This window comes from Flavisphingomonas formosensis, from assembly GCF_009755815.1.
GTDB lineage: Bacteria > Pseudomonadota > Alphaproteobacteria > Sphingomonadales > Sphingomonadaceae > Flavisphingomonas > Flavisphingomonas formosensis.
Window position 1 is genome coordinate 1 of the sequence record NZ_WRPK01000023.1, and the last position, 17,339, is coordinate 17,339.

The 17,339-nt window shown below is 62.6% G+C and carries 16 protein-coding genes; 5 read left to right on the plus strand and 11 right to left on the minus strand.

Annotation, left to right across the window (positions count from 1 at the left end; all coding sequences use genetic code 11):
- Positions 1–95: 95 nt before the first annotated feature.
- Positions 96–671 (minus strand): polysaccharide deacetylase family protein, encoded by a 576-nt coding sequence (locus GQY20_RS31505; RefSeq protein ID WP_157221141.1) that lies wholly within the window; start codon positions 669–671, stop codon positions 96–98.
- A gap of 60 nt (positions 672–731) precedes the next feature.
- Positions 732–2,975, minus strand: coding sequence for a TonB-dependent receptor (locus GQY20_RS31510; protein ID WP_157221142.1), 2,244 nt, complete (start codon positions 2,973–2,975; stop codon positions 732–734).
- A gap of 70 nt (positions 2,976–3,045) precedes the next feature.
- On the opposite strand from GQY20_RS31510, the gene GQY20_RS31515 reads away from it, so the two are divergent.
- A complete protein-coding gene (locus tag GQY20_RS31515) occupies positions 3,046–4,071 on the plus strand; it encodes an MBL fold metallo-hydrolase (RefSeq protein ID WP_157221143.1) in 1,026 nt (341 codons plus the stop codon).
- A gap of 45 nt (positions 4,072–4,116) precedes the next feature.
- On the opposite strand, the gene GQY20_RS31520 is transcribed toward GQY20_RS31515, so the two are convergent.
- The 4 genes from GQY20_RS31520 to GQY20_RS31535 all read right to left on the minus strand — a co-directional run bounded on the left by GQY20_RS31520 (position 4,117) and on the right by GQY20_RS31535 (position 6,843).
- Entirely contained in the window at positions 4,117–5,040 is a 924-nt protein-coding gene (locus GQY20_RS31520) for an alpha/beta hydrolase family protein (protein ID WP_157221144.1), read from the minus strand.
- Positions 5,041–5,054: 14 nt separating this feature from the next.
- Positions 5,055–5,864, minus strand: coding sequence for a sterol desaturase family protein (locus GQY20_RS31525; protein WP_157221145.1), 810 nt, complete (start codon positions 5,862–5,864; stop codon positions 5,055–5,057).
- Positions 5,865–5,867: 3 nt separating this feature from the next.
- Positions 5,868–6,293 (minus strand): EF-hand domain-containing protein, encoded by a 426-nt coding sequence (locus GQY20_RS31530; RefSeq protein ID WP_157221146.1) that lies wholly within the window; start codon positions 6,291–6,293, stop codon positions 5,868–5,870.
- Positions 6,294–6,357: 64 nt separating this feature from the next.
- Positions 6,358–6,843: a hypothetical protein gene (locus tag GQY20_RS31535; RefSeq protein ID WP_157221147.1), complete on the minus strand. Its 486-nt coding sequence runs from the start codon at positions 6,841–6,843 to the stop codon at positions 6,358–6,360.
- 160 nt (positions 6,844–7,003) lie between these two features.
- Between GQY20_RS31535 and GQY20_RS31540 the strand changes: the two genes are divergently transcribed.
- The 3 genes from GQY20_RS31540 (at position 7,004) to GQY20_RS31550 (ending at position 9,862) form a co-directional block, all read left to right on the plus strand.
- Positions 7,004–7,720: a response regulator gene (locus GQY20_RS31540; RefSeq protein WP_157221148.1), complete on the plus strand. Its 717-nt coding sequence runs from the start codon at positions 7,004–7,006 to the stop codon at positions 7,718–7,720.
- A complete protein-coding gene (locus GQY20_RS31545) occupies positions 7,717–9,066 on the plus strand; it encodes an ATP-binding protein (RefSeq protein WP_157221149.1) in 1,350 nt (449 codons plus the stop codon). Before GQY20_RS31540 ends, GQY20_RS31545 begins: the two co-directional genes overlap by 4 nt.
- Positions 9,067–9,388: 322 nt before the next feature.
- The gene (locus GQY20_RS31550; protein ID WP_157221150.1) at positions 9,389–9,862 is read left to right on the plus strand and encodes an Hsp20 family protein; all 474 of its coding nucleotides are present in this window, start codon (positions 9,389–9,391) and stop codon (positions 9,860–9,862) included.
- 330 nt (positions 9,863–10,192) lie between these two features.
- Here the strand turns inward: GQY20_RS31550 and GQY20_RS31555 are convergent, their stop codons facing one another.
- Together GQY20_RS31555 and GQY20_RS31560 are read right to left on the minus strand one after the other, a co-directional pair.
- Positions 10,193–10,660 carry an SRPBCC domain-containing protein gene (locus tag GQY20_RS31555; protein ID WP_157221151.1) on the minus strand — a complete coding sequence of 156 codons (468 nt, stop codon included), beginning with the start codon at positions 10,658–10,660 and terminating at the stop codon, positions 10,193–10,195.
- A gap of 57 nt (positions 10,661–10,717) precedes the next feature.
- Entirely contained in the window at positions 10,718–11,569 is an 852-nt protein-coding gene (locus GQY20_RS31560) for a VOC family protein (RefSeq protein ID WP_198351337.1), read from the minus strand.
- Positions 11,570–11,838: 269 nt separating this feature from the next.
- Between GQY20_RS31560 and GQY20_RS31565 the strand changes: the two genes are divergently transcribed.
- Positions 11,839–12,765 (plus strand): helix-turn-helix domain-containing protein, encoded by a 927-nt coding sequence (locus GQY20_RS31565; protein ID WP_157221153.1) that lies wholly within the window; start codon positions 11,839–11,841, stop codon positions 12,763–12,765.
- Positions 12,766–12,851: 86 nt separating this feature from the next.
- Here GQY20_RS31565 and GQY20_RS31570 read toward each other — a convergent pair whose 3' ends face one another.
- The 3 genes from GQY20_RS31570 to GQY20_RS31580 all read right to left on the minus strand — a co-directional run bounded on the left by GQY20_RS31570 (position 12,852) and on the right by GQY20_RS31580 (position 17,336).
- On the minus strand, positions 12,852–15,080 hold the full coding sequence (locus tag GQY20_RS31570) for a TonB-dependent receptor (protein WP_198351338.1): 2,229 nt from the start codon (positions 15,078–15,080) through the stop codon (positions 12,852–12,854).
- A 283-nt stretch (positions 15,081–15,363) separates the two neighbouring features.
- Entirely contained in the window at positions 15,364–16,146 is a 783-nt protein-coding gene (locus GQY20_RS31575) for an SDR family oxidoreductase (RefSeq protein ID WP_157221155.1), read from the minus strand.
- A gap of 44 nt (positions 16,147–16,190) precedes the next feature.
- Positions 16,191–17,336: an LLM class flavin-dependent oxidoreductase gene (locus tag GQY20_RS31580; protein WP_332836124.1), complete on the minus strand. Its 1,146-nt coding sequence runs from the start codon at positions 17,334–17,336 to the stop codon at positions 16,191–16,193.
- Between the last annotated feature and the right edge of the window lie 3 nt (positions 17,337–17,339).

Consider the following 17,339-nt stretch of genomic DNA (forward strand, 5'->3'; position numbering starts at 1 on the left):
GCGCAGTTGAGCGATGATCCTCTCGTCACGCTGCCGGCTATGGCCGCGTGATCGATCCGGCCTTGCCGGAGATCGGCGTCGCTACGTCGGCGAAGCTACACCATGCGATGGGACACGATCTGCCAGGCGACGGGCATCTCGACCAGCTCCACCTCGCGCCCGAACACATAGGGGCCATCCGCCGAGATCACATCGCCGTCGCGAAGGTAATAAGGATGGAAATCCCTCGCCATGAAGCTAGAATCGTAGAAGAAGCCATATTCCATCAGCAGACCGAGGGTATGCGGGCTGATGTCCCACGCCGGCGAGCGATATCCGGCGGGCACCACCCCGGCGACTGCATGAAGCGCCTCCAGCCCCTGTTCCAGCACGCGGCGCTCCCGGGCCTCGTCGAGGTCGGACGGATTTTCGTGCATCCAGCCATGGTGCAATATCTCATGGCCGGCATCCCGGATCATGCGGACCTCATCGGGATAGGCATAGGCGGTGTGGCCGGGAACGGCGAAGCTCGCGGCGATATCGTACCGATCGAGCAGCGCCAGGATCCGGGGTATGGCGAAGGCGCCGAACTCGCCGCGCGAGATCATGCTCGGATTGCGCGTGCCGACGGTGGTGATCCAGCCTGAGATCGCGTCGAAATCGAAGGTCAGGCAAACTGTGAAGCGTTCCATCGTTGCCCCTTTCCGCCCGTCATCGCCGGGCCGCCGGCATGGTGGCGGCCCGGAGAACGATCAATAGCGAATGCGCACCTCCACGCCCGCCTTCCGGGGGCGAAGTGGGATGACCGACAGCGGCGTCAGATTGCTGGCCTCCTCGATGATGTTCACCGGAGCATAGACGTTGGTGAGATTCTCGGCAAAGGCCATGACGTCCCAGCGCGGGGTCTGGATGCCGATCCGAAGGTTCACGTAGCTGTAGGCATCGATCTTGTTATAGATGGGATTGTTCTTGTTGAACTGCGTTCCCTGCTTGCCCGTATAGAAATAGTCGAGGCGGGCGACACCGTTGCGCCGATCACCCAGCGGCTGCGTATATTGAATGAAGGCGCTTCCCGAGACCCTCGGGACGTTCGGGAACCGATCGCCCTTCGAGCCGGCGAAATAGGTGTTCGAGGAAGGCTGGTCCTCGGTCAGCTCCGCATGCACATAGTTGAACGAGCCACCCAGGTCGAGGACGGGCAGCGGCCGCGCCTCCACCTCCAGCTCGAAGCCATATACCCGTGCCTTGCCGGCGTTGGAGATGAACAGGAAGGCGTTGGAATCGTCCGTAAAGTCCGAGACCTGGATATTGCTCCAGTCCATGCGATAGGCACTGGCATTGATCACCAGCCGCCTCTGGAAGAAGCTGGTCTTGGCGCCGAGCTCATAATTCCACAGCGAATCCGGGCCATATGTCCGGTTCTCCACCGGCAGCGGGATGATATCGTTCTGGTTCCCGCCGCCGATGCGGAAGCCTTGCGAGACCGTACCGTAGAATAGCATCCGGTCATTCGCCTGGTAGGACAGATAGAATTTCGGCGTCACCTTGTGATTCTTGCTGTATATACGCGGCTGCGCCAGCGGCGGCGTGAATCCGCCGAAGGGATGATATGTATCCAGATCGTCATGCTGCTTGGCATAGAAGCCTCGAACACCGGCAAGTGCGGTCAGCTTGTCGGTGATCTTGTAGCTCAGCTCGCCGAACAGGGCATATTGATCGGTCTGATGCTTGGTCGTCTGACCGAAGGCGACTTCCTCTGGCTCGTTCAGGTAGCCGGCCTCGTTGGTGGTCGCCACCCGGGCGTCGAGCGTGCTCTTGATCTGCTGCTGGAAAAAGCCGGCTACCCATTCGAACCGGCCGCCGAGATGCGAGTTCAGGCGGATTTCGTTCGTGAGCAGCGACGTCCGGTCATTGCGCGCGGTGAGCGCATTCGGGGTGCTGAGACCGACGACGTCGGTGAAGAAGTCGGGCCCGAACGATAGATCGAAGAGCGTCGAATCAAAACGATTGTCGAACCAGCGCTTATAGTAGGAAGAAGACCAGGTAAGGTTGGCAAAGTCGAAGCTGTGCTTCAGGGTAAGGTTTCCGATGTAGAAATGATCCCGGTAGGGATCATGGACGAACTGGTCGGTCTTGTAGTGGCCGAGATCGCCATCGGCCTTGACCACGATGTTCCGGCCATCGCCCTGCACGTCCTGATAGAAGAAGTTGGCGGTGAGCGAGGTCGCCGGGCCGATCGACCACAGCAAGGCCGCGTGCGTGCCATAGGTATCATAGGCATTCACGCCGTGCGTCCCCAAGCGCACATTATCGATGAAGCCGCTCTCATGGTCGCCATATCCGGTCACACGAAGCGCCAGCCGGTCGTCGACGAGCGGGACGTTGAGCGTCACCGCCCCCTCATAATTGGCGCCGCCGGACGCGGTGCCGGACACCCGGCCGAGCGCGTCGGCCGCGAGCCCGCGGAAGCTCGGCGGATTGGTGATGGTCCGCAGCGTGCCCGACAAAGAGCCCGCACCGTAAAGCGTACCCTGCGGGCCCCGCAGCACCTCGATGCGCTGCACGTCGTACAGCCTCAGATCGGGCTGACGCAGGTCGCCCGTGATCAATATGTCATCGACATATTGGCCGACCGTCGCGACGCCCGTGCCGGTCGAGTTCACGCCGCGCAGGATATATGTCTTATTCCCCGGCCCGGAATCGACGAACGACAATCCGGGCACGGATCGCGCATAATCGCCGAAATCGGTGACGCCCCTGTTCTCTAGCGTGGCCTGGGAAAGCGCGGTGATCGCGATAGGAACGCGCTGCAGGCTTTCGTCGCCTCGCTTCGTGGCCGTGACGACGATCTCGCTCACACCCTGATTGTCCGTCGCTGCGGCCGCCGAAGTCTGTGCGGCCGCCGGCGCGGACAACGCTGCCACGAGGGCCGCCGCCACCGCTGCGCCCGAAACGCAGCGTCCAATGGCGTCGGCCTGCACTCCAATCTTCCTCATGGTCGATTCCCCCTCTATCGATTCCTTTCCATTTAATATGATATCGGATATAAATGGGAAGGAAATTTTCGTGACAGTGAGGGAATTTCCGATTTTGCGACGAGCGGAAGATGGCCGATACCGGCATCAACCGCGCCAAGGAGGAATCATGCGCAGGGCTTTATGGCTGAAGGGTCGCGTTGCAGTCTTCTCACTCGTGGCAGCGGCGAACGTCGCGCTCGCATATGCCCGGCCCCATCTGGACATGGCCATGCCGGACTGGGCATCCACCGGGATAAATGATCATGACCTGGGCCATGGCGTGCACATGCTCGAAAGTTTCGGTGGCAATAATGGCGTAGTGGTCGGCGATGAAGGCGTGCTCCTGGTCGATGCCGAATATCCGCAGCTGAACGCGAAGATGCGTGCCGCTATCACCCGGATCAGTCCTCTGCCGGTGCGGTATCTCGTCGACACCCACTGGCATTGGGATCACACCGGCGCGAACGGCGAATGGGCGAGAAGCGGCGCCGTCATCATCTCCAGCGAAAAGACCCGCGAGCATATCACCGCGACGCAGGCTGCCGCCCATGCCTTGCCGGGAAAACCCTTCGCACCCGACGCCGCGGCCCTTCCCGCCCTTACCATCGACACCCAGGTAACGCTTCACATCGGCTCCAACACCGTGGACCTGATCCCGATCGCGCCGGCACATACGGACGGCGATGTTGTGGTGCGTTATCGGGAGGCGAACGTCATCCAGACCGGAGATACTTTCTTCAACGGGTTCTACCCGGATATCGATATTGATCATGGTGGCACGATCGACGGAATGATCGCTTGGTACGATCGTCTCTACGCACTGTGCGACGCCAAGACGAAGATCATACCCGGGCACGGCGACGTTGCGACGCGGGAAGACGTCAGGACTTTCCAAGCGATGTTGCGAGACGTGCGCAGCCGCGTCAGCAACGCGATTGCGGCGGGACAAAGCGAGGCGGAATTGATCGCGTCACATCCCCTCGACGATCTCGATGTACGATGGGGCGGCAATGTGGTGAAGCAGCCCTATCTGCTTGCGGTCGTCTATGAAGATTTAAAGAAGCGGCAACGTTGACGGAGGATGTGCAGTCGTCCGGGCCCGTGAAATCAGGAGCATGAGCTATTTGTGCTCGAACCGATCGTCGGATGGCGGGGTTGCTCCAAATCGCACAAGCGCTGCGCCAGCGAGCGTGTCGCCTAGGAGCGTCGCGCGCCAAAACAGAGTCGTTGCCGCCACCACCGTGTCGCGGATATGCGGCGTGGCGGTGGATGCGGGGTCGCGCAGCCCGTCCTGGGCGTTGAACATCATATGATTGGCACCCGCGAGCACCAGCAGATATTTCCCGCCCGGTGGCATAGCCCGGAATGGACGCTCCCGATCCTTGGGCTTGATGTTTGGCACGATCGGTACAGCGTCTTCGGTGCCCGTGATCGAGAAGAACGGAATGGCTATCCCGCCGAACGCGACGGCGTCGGATCCTCGCATCGGCGGCGACGGGCTGAAAGCAATCGCTGCCTTGATGCGCGGGTCGGCGGCGATCCCGGCAATGGGAAAGCGCTGACCTGCAATCGCCTGGGTCGTGTGCGCGCCGAAGCTGTGACCGGACATCCCGATATGGGCGAGGTCCGCGCGTCGCAGGTCGCATACCCCCTCGCGCGGCCGGCGGCCGAGCCGGTCGAGCACGAAATGCACGTCATCGACGCGCGCGACGAGCTGCGCAGGCGCCATCGCCGCGGCGATCCTGCCCGATCCGATGATAGAGCGGTCGCTGCCCGGGTGCTGGAGATTGACGACGATGAACCCTGCCTTCGCCCAGGCTACCGCCCAGTTGGTCCCGCCGTCGAGCGAACCGCCCAGCCCGTGGCTGAACAGGATCACCGGCACCCTGCCCGTACCGGCTGGCATCCGAATGCGTACCGGCACGTCGCGGTCGCGCACGGCGTCGTGCCACTTGGCGTCGCAGGTCATAATCGCCTCGCCGGACGCGGCATGAACTATCGGCGCTGTCAGCAGCGCAGCGGCGAGGAGCAGGGTCTGGATCATGGCAATTCCTCGATTCACGGCATCGCAACCAGCGCGGCTGCTTTTGCGCGCAGCCCGCGCTCACGGCGTAGCTCGACCAGCATCATTGCCCACTCGCCAAATGCGAGCCGGATCGGGTTAGCGATAACGGGCCGATGCGCGAGGCCGTAACGGATCGGCTCGCCACGCTGCTCGCGCGCAAGCGTGCCGAACAGCCGGTCGAACAGGATCAGCATGCCGCCATAGTTCCGATCGATATAGGCATCGTTCGAAGCATGGTGCAGGCGATGATGCATAGGCGTGTTGAACACCCATTCGAGCGGCCCGAGCCGGCCCACGGCCTCGGTGTGCAGGAAGAACTGGTAGCGCAGGTTGAGCGTGAGCAGTGCGACCAGCACGAACGGCGGCAGCCCGAGCAGCACCAGCGGCAGATAGATCAGCCAGCCGGCCGAGAAGAGGTTGGTCCAGCCCAGCCGAAGCGAGGCGAGCAAGGTGAACTGCTCGGCCGAATGATGGACCGAATGGGTCGCCCACATCCAGCGGATGCGATGGCTGGCACGATGGAACCAATAATAGGCGAACTCGACTGCGAGCAAGCCGGCCGCCCAGGTTTCCCACTGACTCGCTGGCGAGTGAAGCGGCGTCAGGCGGGCAGCAGCCATGAAGACGGAGCCGACCACGACCGTGTTCAGCGCCGCGAAGGGGATATTGCCGAGCACCAGCCCGAGCGTGGTGAGCGCGGCGCGGCCGTCATAGCCGCGCCGCTTTACAAGGCGCCAGCCCGCCTCGGCCAGCGCCAGGAGCAGAATCGTTCCCAGCCAGAGGGGAGAGCGCGCGAATTCCACGGTTCAGCGCTGCTTGCGGAGCTCGGCGGCCTTCGTCTTGAAGGCGGCGAGCTCGGCCTGATCGACCTTGCCGTCTTGATTGACATCGGCGCGGTCGAACATCGGCATTGGTGCCTTGGCGATCTCATCGCGCGTGACGCGGCCGTCGCCATTGGCATCGGCTTCGGCGATCAACGCATTGAGGCGCTCGGCTGCGTCGGGCCGGAAACGGGCCAGTCGCTTGAAATCGTCGCGGCTGACCGCGCCGTCATGGTTACGGTCGGCCTTGTCGAAACGAGCGGCACGTGACTGCTGGAATTCGGCGCGGGTGATCACGCCGTCGCCATTGGCATCGGCATCGGCAAGCAGGGCTCCGGGATCGCGCTGCATCCGTGCCAGCGCGGGGCTGGCCGAGAGCAGCGCGACCGATAGGATCAGGAACGTCTTCATGTTTCGGACCTCGAATCGGGGTGCGGCCGCTCCGGGGCGTAGGCGCGGCCGCGCGGCGGGATGGTTACGGGCGGCGCGGGACGGTGCCGCTCACGGTGCGCGTCGCGCCCTGCGGGCCGGTGACGGTGCTCGAATAGCTCGCGGTGCCGTCGCCATTATTGGTGGCGCTGGTCGTCCGGCCGAAGCTGCTGCCGTTGTTCAGCGTGGTGGTGCGATTGCTGTTGAAGCTGCCGTCGCCCCAGTTCGCGTCGCGTGACGTGGTCGCACCCCGCCCGTTGTTGAACTGAGTGCTGCGATCGGCCGAATAATGGCCAGGGCCATAGTCGCGGCTGCGCTCGTGGCGATAGCCACGGCCGTCCGAGGTCTGCAGGCCGCGCCGGATCGTCGCCGACCCGGGCTGGCGCGAAACCGAGCGCCACTGTGCGAAACCGTGACCTGCCGCGCCGCGGCCCGCCACGACATGGCCGCGGCGCACCTGCGCATCGGCTGACCCTCCGGCCGCGACAAGACCGGCGGCAAGCGCGGCGAGGCTCAGAACATGCTTGTACATCTCTACACTCCTTGCACTGGGCGACGGTCCGTCGCCGCTGACCGTGCTTATGGGGGCGAGGTGTAATCCGGCTGCGACCGTCCGGTGACGAAGCGTAACAGAATGTAACGCCTCTGCCGGACGCGTTCACGTCGCTGCCGAGCGGCGCTATCTGTACTGCATGGAAATAAGCTGCATTGCCGTGGTCGAGGACGATCGCGAAATTCGCGCGATGGTCGTCGACCTGCTCAACCGCGAAGGCTTCGAAGCCGTGGGCTGCCGTACCACCCTCGAGTTCGACCAGCTCAACCAGCGACGGCGCATCGACCTCGCTGTGCTCGACGTGATGCTGCCCGGTGAAGACGGCTTCTCGCTGTGTCGCCGGCTGCGTGCCGCCGGCGACATTCCCGTGCTGATGGTCACCGCCAAGGCGGACGATGTCGACCGGATCGTCGGGCTCGAGATCGGCGCCGATGACTATCTGCCCAAGCCGTTCAATCCCCGCGAGCTGGTTGCGCGCGTCCGTGCGATCCTGCGTCGGATGCGCGGCCAGCACCGGGTGGCTCCGCCGATCGCCAATGAACGTTACGGGTTCGGCGGATGGACACTCGACGTCGGCGCGCGCGCAGTCATGGCGCCGGCTGGCGGCGAGATCGAGCTGACCGCCGGAGAGTTCGATCTGCTGCACTGCTTCGTCACCCATCCGCAGCGCGTGCTGAGCCGCGATCAGCTACTCGATTGGACGCGCGGCCGCAGCGCCGGGCCGTTCGACCGGGCGATCGACGTCCAACTCAGCCGATTGCGCCGCAAGCTCGCGCAGGCGCCCGGCGGCGATACAGTCATCAAGACCGTGCGCGGCGGTGGCTACCAATTCACTCTGCCCGTGACGCGCGCATGACCATCGGCTCCAATCTCTCGCTCCGCCTGGCGGCGATCCTGCTGATTGGCTTCATTCTGCTCCAGCTGCTCATCGCAGCGGTGGCGTTGCCGACATCCGGTGAGTCCGGACGGTCCTATGGCCTTCCCAGGCCGGACGAGGCCGCGGCGATCGCCGACGCGCTCGATCGCGCACCGCCTGGTCAGCGCGAGGCGCTGATCGGCGCGTTCGACGGCGGGCTTTATTCGCTCAGACTGGCAAGAGCGCTTCCTGCCCGCTGGCGCTCCTCGAACGAACTCGAGGATCTCGCCCAACGCTATCGGTCCGCGGCACAAGGGCGTGCGGTCAGCGTCGATGGCCGGCGTCCCCGGCTGAGCCGCTGGGTCGGCGATACAGCGCGGCCGGCACGCTTCCTCGCGCCGATCCGAGTGGCGATCGGCCTCAGGGACGGCGAGATCCTGCTCCTCACCAGTCAGCCGTCGGACGACCTGCGCGCCTATCTCCAGGGGCGCGCGGTGATCGGGGCGCTGGGCGCGCTCGCCCTGCTCGGCGTGCTGATGCTGGCGGTCCGGCAGACCACGCGACCGCTCGGCGCGCTTTCGCGCGGCGTCCGCCGCTTCGCCGCCGATCTCGACGCGCCCGACCTGCCGGTGAAGGGCCCGCGGGATGTCCATGAGCTCGCGACGGCATTCAACGACATGAAGGCGCAGATCCGTGCGCTGGTCGCCGAGCGCACGCGCGTCCTCGGCGCGATCGCGCACGATCTTCGCACCTATTTGACTCGCCTCAAGCTGCGCGCCGAGTTCATCGACGATGCCGATCATCGCAACCGCGCGGTGCGCGATCTCGACGAGATGACCGCTTTGGTCAACGACGCGCTGTTCCTGGCCGATCGCGACAGCGCGCCGCCTGCCCGCCCCGAGCATGTCCTGCTCGGCCCGGTTCTCGGCGAAATCGTCGGCGCTCATGTCGAGTTCGGTGACGCGGTGACCTTGATGCCAGTGCCCGAGGATCTCGCGATCGCGGCGACGCCGCTGGCGCTGCGGCGCGTGCTCGACAACCTGATCGCGAACGGGCTGCGCCATGGAACCTGCGTGACCGTCGCAGCGCATGGCCATGGCGCCGCTGTCGACATCGTCGTCGAGGACGACGGCCCGGGGGTCCCGGCCGAAGCGCTGTCACGGCTCGGCCTGCCCTTCCAACGCTTCGATCCCTCGCGCAGCCGCGAAACCGGGGGCGCCGGCCTGGGTCTCGCAATCGTGCGTGCGCTTGCGGGGCGCGACCGCGCGGAGGTGATCTTCGAGCAGAGGGCACCGAACGGGCTGCGCGTCGTCTTGCGCTATCCGCGCCAAAAGGATGATTCATGACGACCTGCCCACTTTTAGCAGCACAGAGACGGCGCCTCACCACGACTAGTTCTGCACAGCACGCCGCGTGAATGGGCCGCCAGGCAATCTGCCACGGTTGCGGCGCGTGGTCCCACAGCGCTTCTACCGCATCATCGACGCCGAAGAAGGGTGTGAGGGGAAGCGATCACCGTCACGGCTTTCACCTCCTTGAATCACTTGTCGGCCATCCTAAATATCATGGGCCGGGCGCCGTGTTCGGGTCCGGTGGGACATAGAGGGCGCCGGCTCTTCGCTACCGGCGTTCCTTGTGCCCAGATCGCTTCAAATGGAGGATTTGGCTATGAGGACCAATTTCGATTTCGCGCCCTATCGGCGTTCCACCGTCGGTTTTGACCGCCTTTTTGATCTGCTTGAGACTGGACTGCGTGGAGAGGCTGCGGACGGCTATCCACCGTTCGACATCGTCCGGGACGGCGGGGATAGTTATCGCATCACTCTCGCTGTAGCCGGCTTTGCTCCGCAAGAAATTGAGATCGTCGCTCAACAGAATCAGCTCAGCATCACCGGCAAGCGCGCCGAAGATGCCGATAGGGGCGACTATCTGCATCGGGGCATAGCGACTCGTACGTTCGAACGGCGTTTCCAGCTCGCTGACTTCATCGAGGTGGGTAGCGCTACCTTCGAAAATGGGCTGCTCTCGATCGCTCTCAAACGCGTCGTCCCCGAGGCTATGAAGCCGCGGAGAATTGAGATCGGCCAGTCGCAGCCAGCCAATGACCGGCTTGAAGGCCCCCAGGGGCAAGCAGCCGCCTAGGCGGGCGATCACGCCCCGCCGCCTTCAACTGACGCGGCGGGGCGCTTCCTGCGGCTCCCATGGACACGGCGATTCATATCCATTCGCATGCAGGATCTTCTCAGATAAATTGAGAGGCTGATTGGAAATGTGCGGAAGCATGCATTTCCAGGCGGCACGAGTCCGTTCATGCGCCGAGGGCTCATCCCCGGAGAGACGCTGAATAGGTGGGGTAACACAAACCCGACAGATACGATCGTGCCTGCATGGCGGATCCTATGGCGCAAGGCTGGGGCAATCCGAACGGGGACGGGTCTCGGCAGCCGGCGCGGCCCCGGCGACAGCCGTCTGTTATTCCCGGCGGTTTCCGTCGTGCCGGAAACCTGCCTCTGCAAAATCGCGAAGCGCACGGGCCAGCCTGTTGAAGGAATTCGATATGGACTCGCCCATATGGTCCATCATCTGATCCGCCAGGGGACCGTAGAAAGTATCGCTCGTACGATAGACGCAGCCCTCTGGAGCTTCGTCGAGACGCTGGTCCCGACGGGTTCTCACCTCTCCCTGCGCATAGCCCCAGGCAATATGTTCTGGCCGCTTCAACTCCAACAGACGATGCTCGAATATCGCGCTCTTCCCGGTGATCCCTTCGTCGCTGACCCAAAGCCGCACGGGCTCGCCCAGCCGCAATGAGCATTCGACCCGCGCGCTGAGCGTATTCCAGAGAGGATAGCGGGCAAAATCGGTAAGGATGGCCCAAACGATCTCACGCGGAACCTCTATTAGAATGGGCGAGGATTCCACGATCCGGCTATACGGCATGAGCCCTTCCACCTCCTATTGTCACTGTCCCGATCAAGATCTCACCTAGCGGATCGTCTAAGCCGTGGGGTCAGGCAGGAAATAGTTCAGTCTGACCCCATTTGGATCGAAACCTTCCACATATCCGCGCCGTCGCGGCCCGAACTCTGCGCCGGCGGCCTCCTCGAGCGAATCCACGCGAAAAGCGAGCAGATTGAAACCCCCGCTCGCCGATCCGTCCCATGCCGGATCCTGTCGGGGCTTCGGGTGCAGGAAGGAAAGCAGTTCGACGACATCGTCGCCGTTGCGCATCATCTGGGCGATGGCGCTGCTGTCCACTTCCTCGAACATCCTGTCGAGTTGTCCGGGCGGATCGCGATAATCGAATATCTCAGCGCGCCTGAAGCCCAACGCCTCATAGAAGGAGATGGATTCCTCCAGATCGCGGACGCAGATTCCAGAGTGCGAGAATTTATGATCGATTCCCGGTATGCCCGAGGAAAAGCCGTCCGTGCCATAAGGGACCGTCGACCAGATTTCGACGCGAATGCCGTCCGGATCGGTGCAATAGATCATTGCCATGTCCCTGCCGGCACTGGAATTCGCAATGAGCGTCTCCCGCGCGACGGCGCCCCCGCGATCGCACACCCTGTCGAGCGTCGCATCGAAATCGCGGACATAGAAATTGAGATGGGTCAGCCCCAGGGCGGTCATCGGCCTGCGCTGGCGGAGATTGCGGTTATCCGGCTCGGGGTCGCGGCTCAGGCGGAGCATCACCCTATGGCCGTTGCGCATGAGGATCGAATCGGGTGAGTCACTCCGCAGCGCGCCCACATCAGGCACTGCATGAAAACCCAGGCCTGCGTAGAAATGTGCCGACGCGGCCGGGTTCGAGACGAGAAGACCCCGATATGCGAGCGAAACCGTCATTGCGCTTCTCCATTCCGTCCGGCTGTCAGTTGCCGTCATGGTTTCGAAAATAGGAAGGTTCGGAAAGGCTGCCCCCTGCGCGGCCCGATCCCCGCCCCTATCGCCCTTTCGCAAAGGCGACACACTGTTGTAGTTTTCCAGATTTGGACATAGGCTGACACCACGGAGACACGTACGACCTCCTTAAAAACAAGCGCCGTCGATGATGGCACAAAAAGAAAAAATGGCCGCAAGGCAAAAAATAGGCGAGAGGCTGTCGGAGGACTGAAATGGCTTTGGCGAATGTAAACGGACATGCCGATAAAATCGCTGCGCCACCTTATGGCGAGGTCGAAGATATTATTCGCAAGCGCAACAGGAAGACTACAAAACAACCTGTGGATGGTACGCGGCATAGTCAGAGCAAGCTGCTCAAGAATGTCCTGAAGCAGCAGATCCGTAACCGCGGGCTGCGCTACCAGGACATCGCCGAGCATCTCGGTATCAGCGTGATGACGGTGAAGCGCTACCTCAACTCCGATCGCGTGCCGATCGAAGCGCTCGAAGAGATCGGATCCTGCCTCGGACTGAGCCTGATCGAATTGGCCGAGATCGCCAAGGCGAACGACGGGCGCAACAAGCTGGATCTGGAATTCCAGCAGGAGAGCGCGCTGGCTTCGGACCATGGCCTCGCGCTGCTCAGGCTGCTGCTCTACAGCGGCATGACCGTCGAGGAAATCATCGCCGAATATGGCGTCGACGAGCCGACGCTGATCCAATTGTTGACCCATCTCGACCGGCTCAAGCTCATCGAGTTGCTGCCAGGGAATCGGGTGCGCATCCGCGGCTCGCGCCATATTGAGTGGAAGGCCGGCGGCCCGATGCGGTATGAGATCGAGAACGACATTCGCAACCATTTCGTGAAGATGGATTTCGCGAATACCGAGGAATTTTTCGGCTACGAAACCGCCCGTCTGTCGGAATCCTCGATTCTCCAGATCGAGGACCAGATGCGCCAACTCGTGCGCAACGTCCGTATCCTGCATCAGATCGATCAGACGCTGCGCTCCGACCAGAAGCAATGGTATACCGTTCTGGTCTGCAAGCGCGAAACCAACTGGTGCTTCCCGCTGCGCAGCGGCGAACTGAAGCGACCGCGCTCGCTGGCCCCGGACCGGACACCCTATCCCTATCCTTATCCCGAACGGCGACAATAGAGGATCGCCGCCGCTGGCGCGGAAGGCGCTGTGCCCCGGATGTCCAGAACACAGCGCCTCGCCGGTCGGCGGGATCATAGCCGCCGTCAGAATTTGAATTCCACGTCCAGCCCGTAGGTGCGCGGGCGCTGGAAAGCGCCGACTACGACTGAGCTGAGATCGAGCGCATTCACGATCGTCTTATCGTTGGTGAGGTTCCTCACCCAGGCCGACAACTTGGCCTTGGCGTTGCCCGACAGCGGAATGTCCGCGACGGTCGCCCGCATGTTGAGCAGCCATTGGGAATTGTGGAACAGAACGTCGTCCAGCGCCGGATCATTCGCGATATGCCGCGGTACTAGGCTTTGCGAGCCGCGATACTGCGCATCGATATCGAACGCGACCGTGCCCCAGTTGAATTCGGGCATCGTATAGTTGAGTGCCACGCTCCCCGTCATTTTCGGTCGATTGACCGGAGCATATCGGCCAACGATCCCCACTTTCGGATCGAGTTCTCGATATTTGAAATTGGTATAGCCGATATTGCCGCTGAGCGTGACACCTTCCGCAGGGATCACCGTGGTCTCCGCCTCGAGCCCCCAGATGCGAGCCCGGCCGGCATTGCGCGTCCGCGATCCGTCCACGGTGTCGAACGTGGCGAACTGAAGATCCTTATAGTCGGTGTAGAATGCCGCCGCGTTGAAACGCAGTCTCCGATCGAGGAAATCGCCCTTCAAGCCCGCTTCGTAGGCGGTCACCGTCTCCGGATTATAGGCGACCCCATGGGTCACGCCGCCGGACTGATAGCCCGTACTGATCTTCGCATAGGTGAGCAGGCCGGGGCGAATGGTGTAGGCAATATTTGCGAGATAATCGATCCGGTTCTTCTTGAAGCTCGGATATCGAATGTCGAATTCCAGTATGCGCTTATAATCCCAGGTCGATCTGACGCCGCCGGTGATATCCAGCGTATCCGTCAAATGCCAGGTGAGCTGGGCGAACAGGGCGTTGGATCTAATCTTTGCCTCGCTGTTTCCGGTCGGCGGACCGGGAAAGACGAAATCGGGCGCTGCTGTGAAAGCGACGGTCGCGGGGGGCGGACGCTCCTTGGTGAGCTGATTATAATAATAATAGCCCGCGACGAGGTTGAATTTCTCGGTGTCTACATTCAGCTGGAATTCGTCGCTGAACTGATAGTTCGTCCGCCTTTGCGCGCCGATCACCAGCAGGATGAACGGATCGCCGTCGCATGCCGGGCCGCCGCAGAGAAAATTGATGGCCGGCGTTATGACGAGGCCGCCGGCACCATCGATCTGGTTGGATTTGGTGCCCATCTTCAGGACGCGATAGGCTGCGATATTCTTCAGCGAGACCGTATCGCTGAGCTTCCAACTCGCGGTAAGCGAGTTGTTGAGCCCCCGGATGCGGTTGTTCTGCGACAGCGCGGCATTGACCGCGTCGAGCCGTTTCACGCTGATCAGCGATTCATAACCACCCGGCTGCGCGCCGAGCACGAGCCTCGAGAAGGCGCCCCCGGTCCCGTCAGAAAAACCGAGCACCTGCCGCGCGTCGGGTTCGTCGACGGTATCGAGCCAGTCGAACCGATAGTCGAACCTGAGATCGTCGGTCGGCTGATATTTTACCGCCACGTGAAGCGCATCGCTGTTGCCACCGCCCAGCCGCTTGGGGGATTTCAGCTTGCCTACCTGTCCCACCGTCTGGTCCGTGAAATCATAAACCGTGCCGGCGCCGAGGTTCCGCGTATCGCCGCGGCGTTCCTGATGGAGATAGGTCGCGGCGATGCTGACATGGTTCCACTCAGGCAGGTTGATGGTCGTCTTGAAGCGCCTGGACGCGTAGTTTCCGATCGATATCGATTGCTTGACGCCGAACTGGCCGGTCGGATCGGTGGTGATGAATGAAATCGCCCCGCCAGTCGAATTCCGGCCGAACAAGGTTCCCTGCGGACCGCGCAGGACCTCGATCCGCTGAATGTCCGCCACGTCCTGGATCGCGCCGAAATAATCGCCCTGATATACGCCGTCCACATAGATGGAGACGGGATTGTCCGCGCCCAGGATGCCGCTTCCGCCGGCAAGGCCGCGGATGTTGATCACCGGGATCGGATTGCCGCCGGCGGCCAGCGTCGTGCTCAGATTGGGCACGAGCGCGGTCAGCGCCGTAACGTTGGTGATGCGCGCACGATCCACGGTGGCTGCGGTCAGCGCGGTCACGGCAACGGGAACGCTCTGAAGATTCTGCTCGCGTTTCTGCGCAGTGACGACGATATCCTGAAGTTGATACGCATAATTTTCCGCACCGGATGCTTTATCCATATGATCATGCGAGGCAGATCCACTTTGCGCCAAAGCTCCGCTGCTCATGAAGACGGTCGTCATCATTAAGCCGATACCGTAATGTGTGCCTTTTTTAATTGGCATACCCCACCTCCCCTCGTGATAGATCATTTTTCTTAAACGCTATGGATGATCAAAATCAGGGTCAAGAATGCGTCCCGCCGCTCCTCTGCAAGGACCATAATCTGTTCCCGCAAGTGTCAGATCGCGGCTCTCGCGACTTGCCGGCAGGCAGCTCGCCCGAGAAGCGAGAATGCAATTGTTAAGTCGACATCCTCTCCCCTCCGTTGACGTCGAGCGTCACGCCGGTGAGGGCGCAGGCAAAATCGGAGGCGAGGAACAGCACCGCCTTGGCGCAATCCTCATCGGTCGGGATCCTGCCGAGCGGCATGCGCGCCTTCACGGGTGCGATCAAATCGTCGACAGAGCAGCCATTCGCATCGGCCTGCATCTGCAGGAAGGTCTCGGTCGTGATTCCCCACATCCACCCCGGGCGCGCGCAGTTGACCCGGATATTATACATGCCCAGCTCCGACGCGAGCTGCCGGGTCGCCCCTTCGAGCGCCGCCTTGGCCACCGCATAGGCGGATTGGCCCGGAACGTGCTGTACCGCCGCCTTGGACGAGATGGTGACGATCGCCCCGCCCCCCTGTGCTTTCATGGCGGGCAGAACCGCGTCGACCATCCGGAGCGCACCGAAGCAGGTGATGTTCATGTTGACCATCCACTGGTCGAGCAATGCCTCCTCAAACGGGCCGGACGACGCCGTCGAGAAGGCGTTGTTGACCAGGCAGTCGATCCGCCCGAAGCGATCCAGCGTCGCGGCGGCCAGGGCCTTGCAATCGGCGTCCGTGCCGACATCCGCGACCCGCGCGATCGCCTCGCCTCCGGCGGCGCGAACCTCGGCGGCGATGCGCTCGGGCTCGTTCCGGCTCTGCGCCGCGAGCACGACGCGCGCCCCCTCCCCGGCGGCCAGCAGCGCCATTCGCCGCCCCAGGCCCGGTCCCGCCCCGGCGATGATCAAGACTTTTCCCGGGAGCAACATTCCCATCTCCTTCCCGCGTGCCGGCGTGGATCGAGAGCCGGTCGCTAGACCCTCGGTGCAGCCTCGACTGGCAGCCGCACGCCCATCTGCTCCAGGAGGGGCATGATGCGGTCGCCGAACTGCGGCATTTCGCCGAGATAGTCGTGAAAGCCGATGAACAGCGCATCGACGCCGCATGCCCGCAACTCCGAGATCTGCTCGGCGATCTGTTCCGCCGTACCGACGAGCGTTATGTTGCCGGGAGACATCGCCATGTCCCGCAGGAACTCCTCCTGCTTCTCGGGCGGGACGCCATCGACGTCGACGCCGGACTGGATCGACAGATTCCGGGCGGCGACCAGATCTGCATTGTCGCGCAAATGCCGATGGAAGCGTTTCGCTTCGTCCTCGGTATCGCGGCAGATGACGAGCGCCGTGCAGACGAGGCCGACGTCTGGATTGCCCACCTCCGCCGCGACGGTGCGCAGGTTGCGGCTATGGTCGCGCAGCTTATCGTAGCCCTGGAAGCTGGCGAAGGTGAAATCCGCCTTCTGCGTCGCGAAGCGAACTCCGGCGGGCGACATCGCCGCGCTGATGATGGGCGGCCGCGCCTGGATCGGCTTGGGCTTGCCAATGCAGCCCTGCAGGTGGAAATACCGGCCATCATGGTCGAACGGCTCGTCTTCCGACCAGAGCCGCTGCACGATCTCGAGCCATTCCGCACCATAGACATAGCGGTCTTCCGGTGCATGCGGGCTGAGCCCGAACATCGCCATGTCGGCTTTGTACCAGCCCATCACCGCATTGATCCCGCCCCGGCCATTGGAGATGTGATCGATCGTCGCGATCGCCTTGGCGGCAAGGGTCGGATGGACCAGCGGCAGATGGAGCGTGACGATGGTCAGTACGCGATGGGTGACGGCGGCGATGCCGGCCATATAGGTGAGCGTTTCGTAGGTTTCGCCGGCATAGTCTGTCTGGCCTCCGAAGCCCCGCCAGCGGGACAGGGGCATGAACAGCTCGAAACCCATGTCATCTGCCATCTTCGCGATGGTTACGCTTTGATCCCAGGATACGTCGAACGAACTCGGTACCGTATGAATGCCTGCCGATCCCGACGAATTGGTGCCGAACACGCCAAACATCATCGGTTGCTGCCGATAGCGAACGAACGCACTTTGCTCACGCTGAATCCGACCAAACCCGGCCATCGG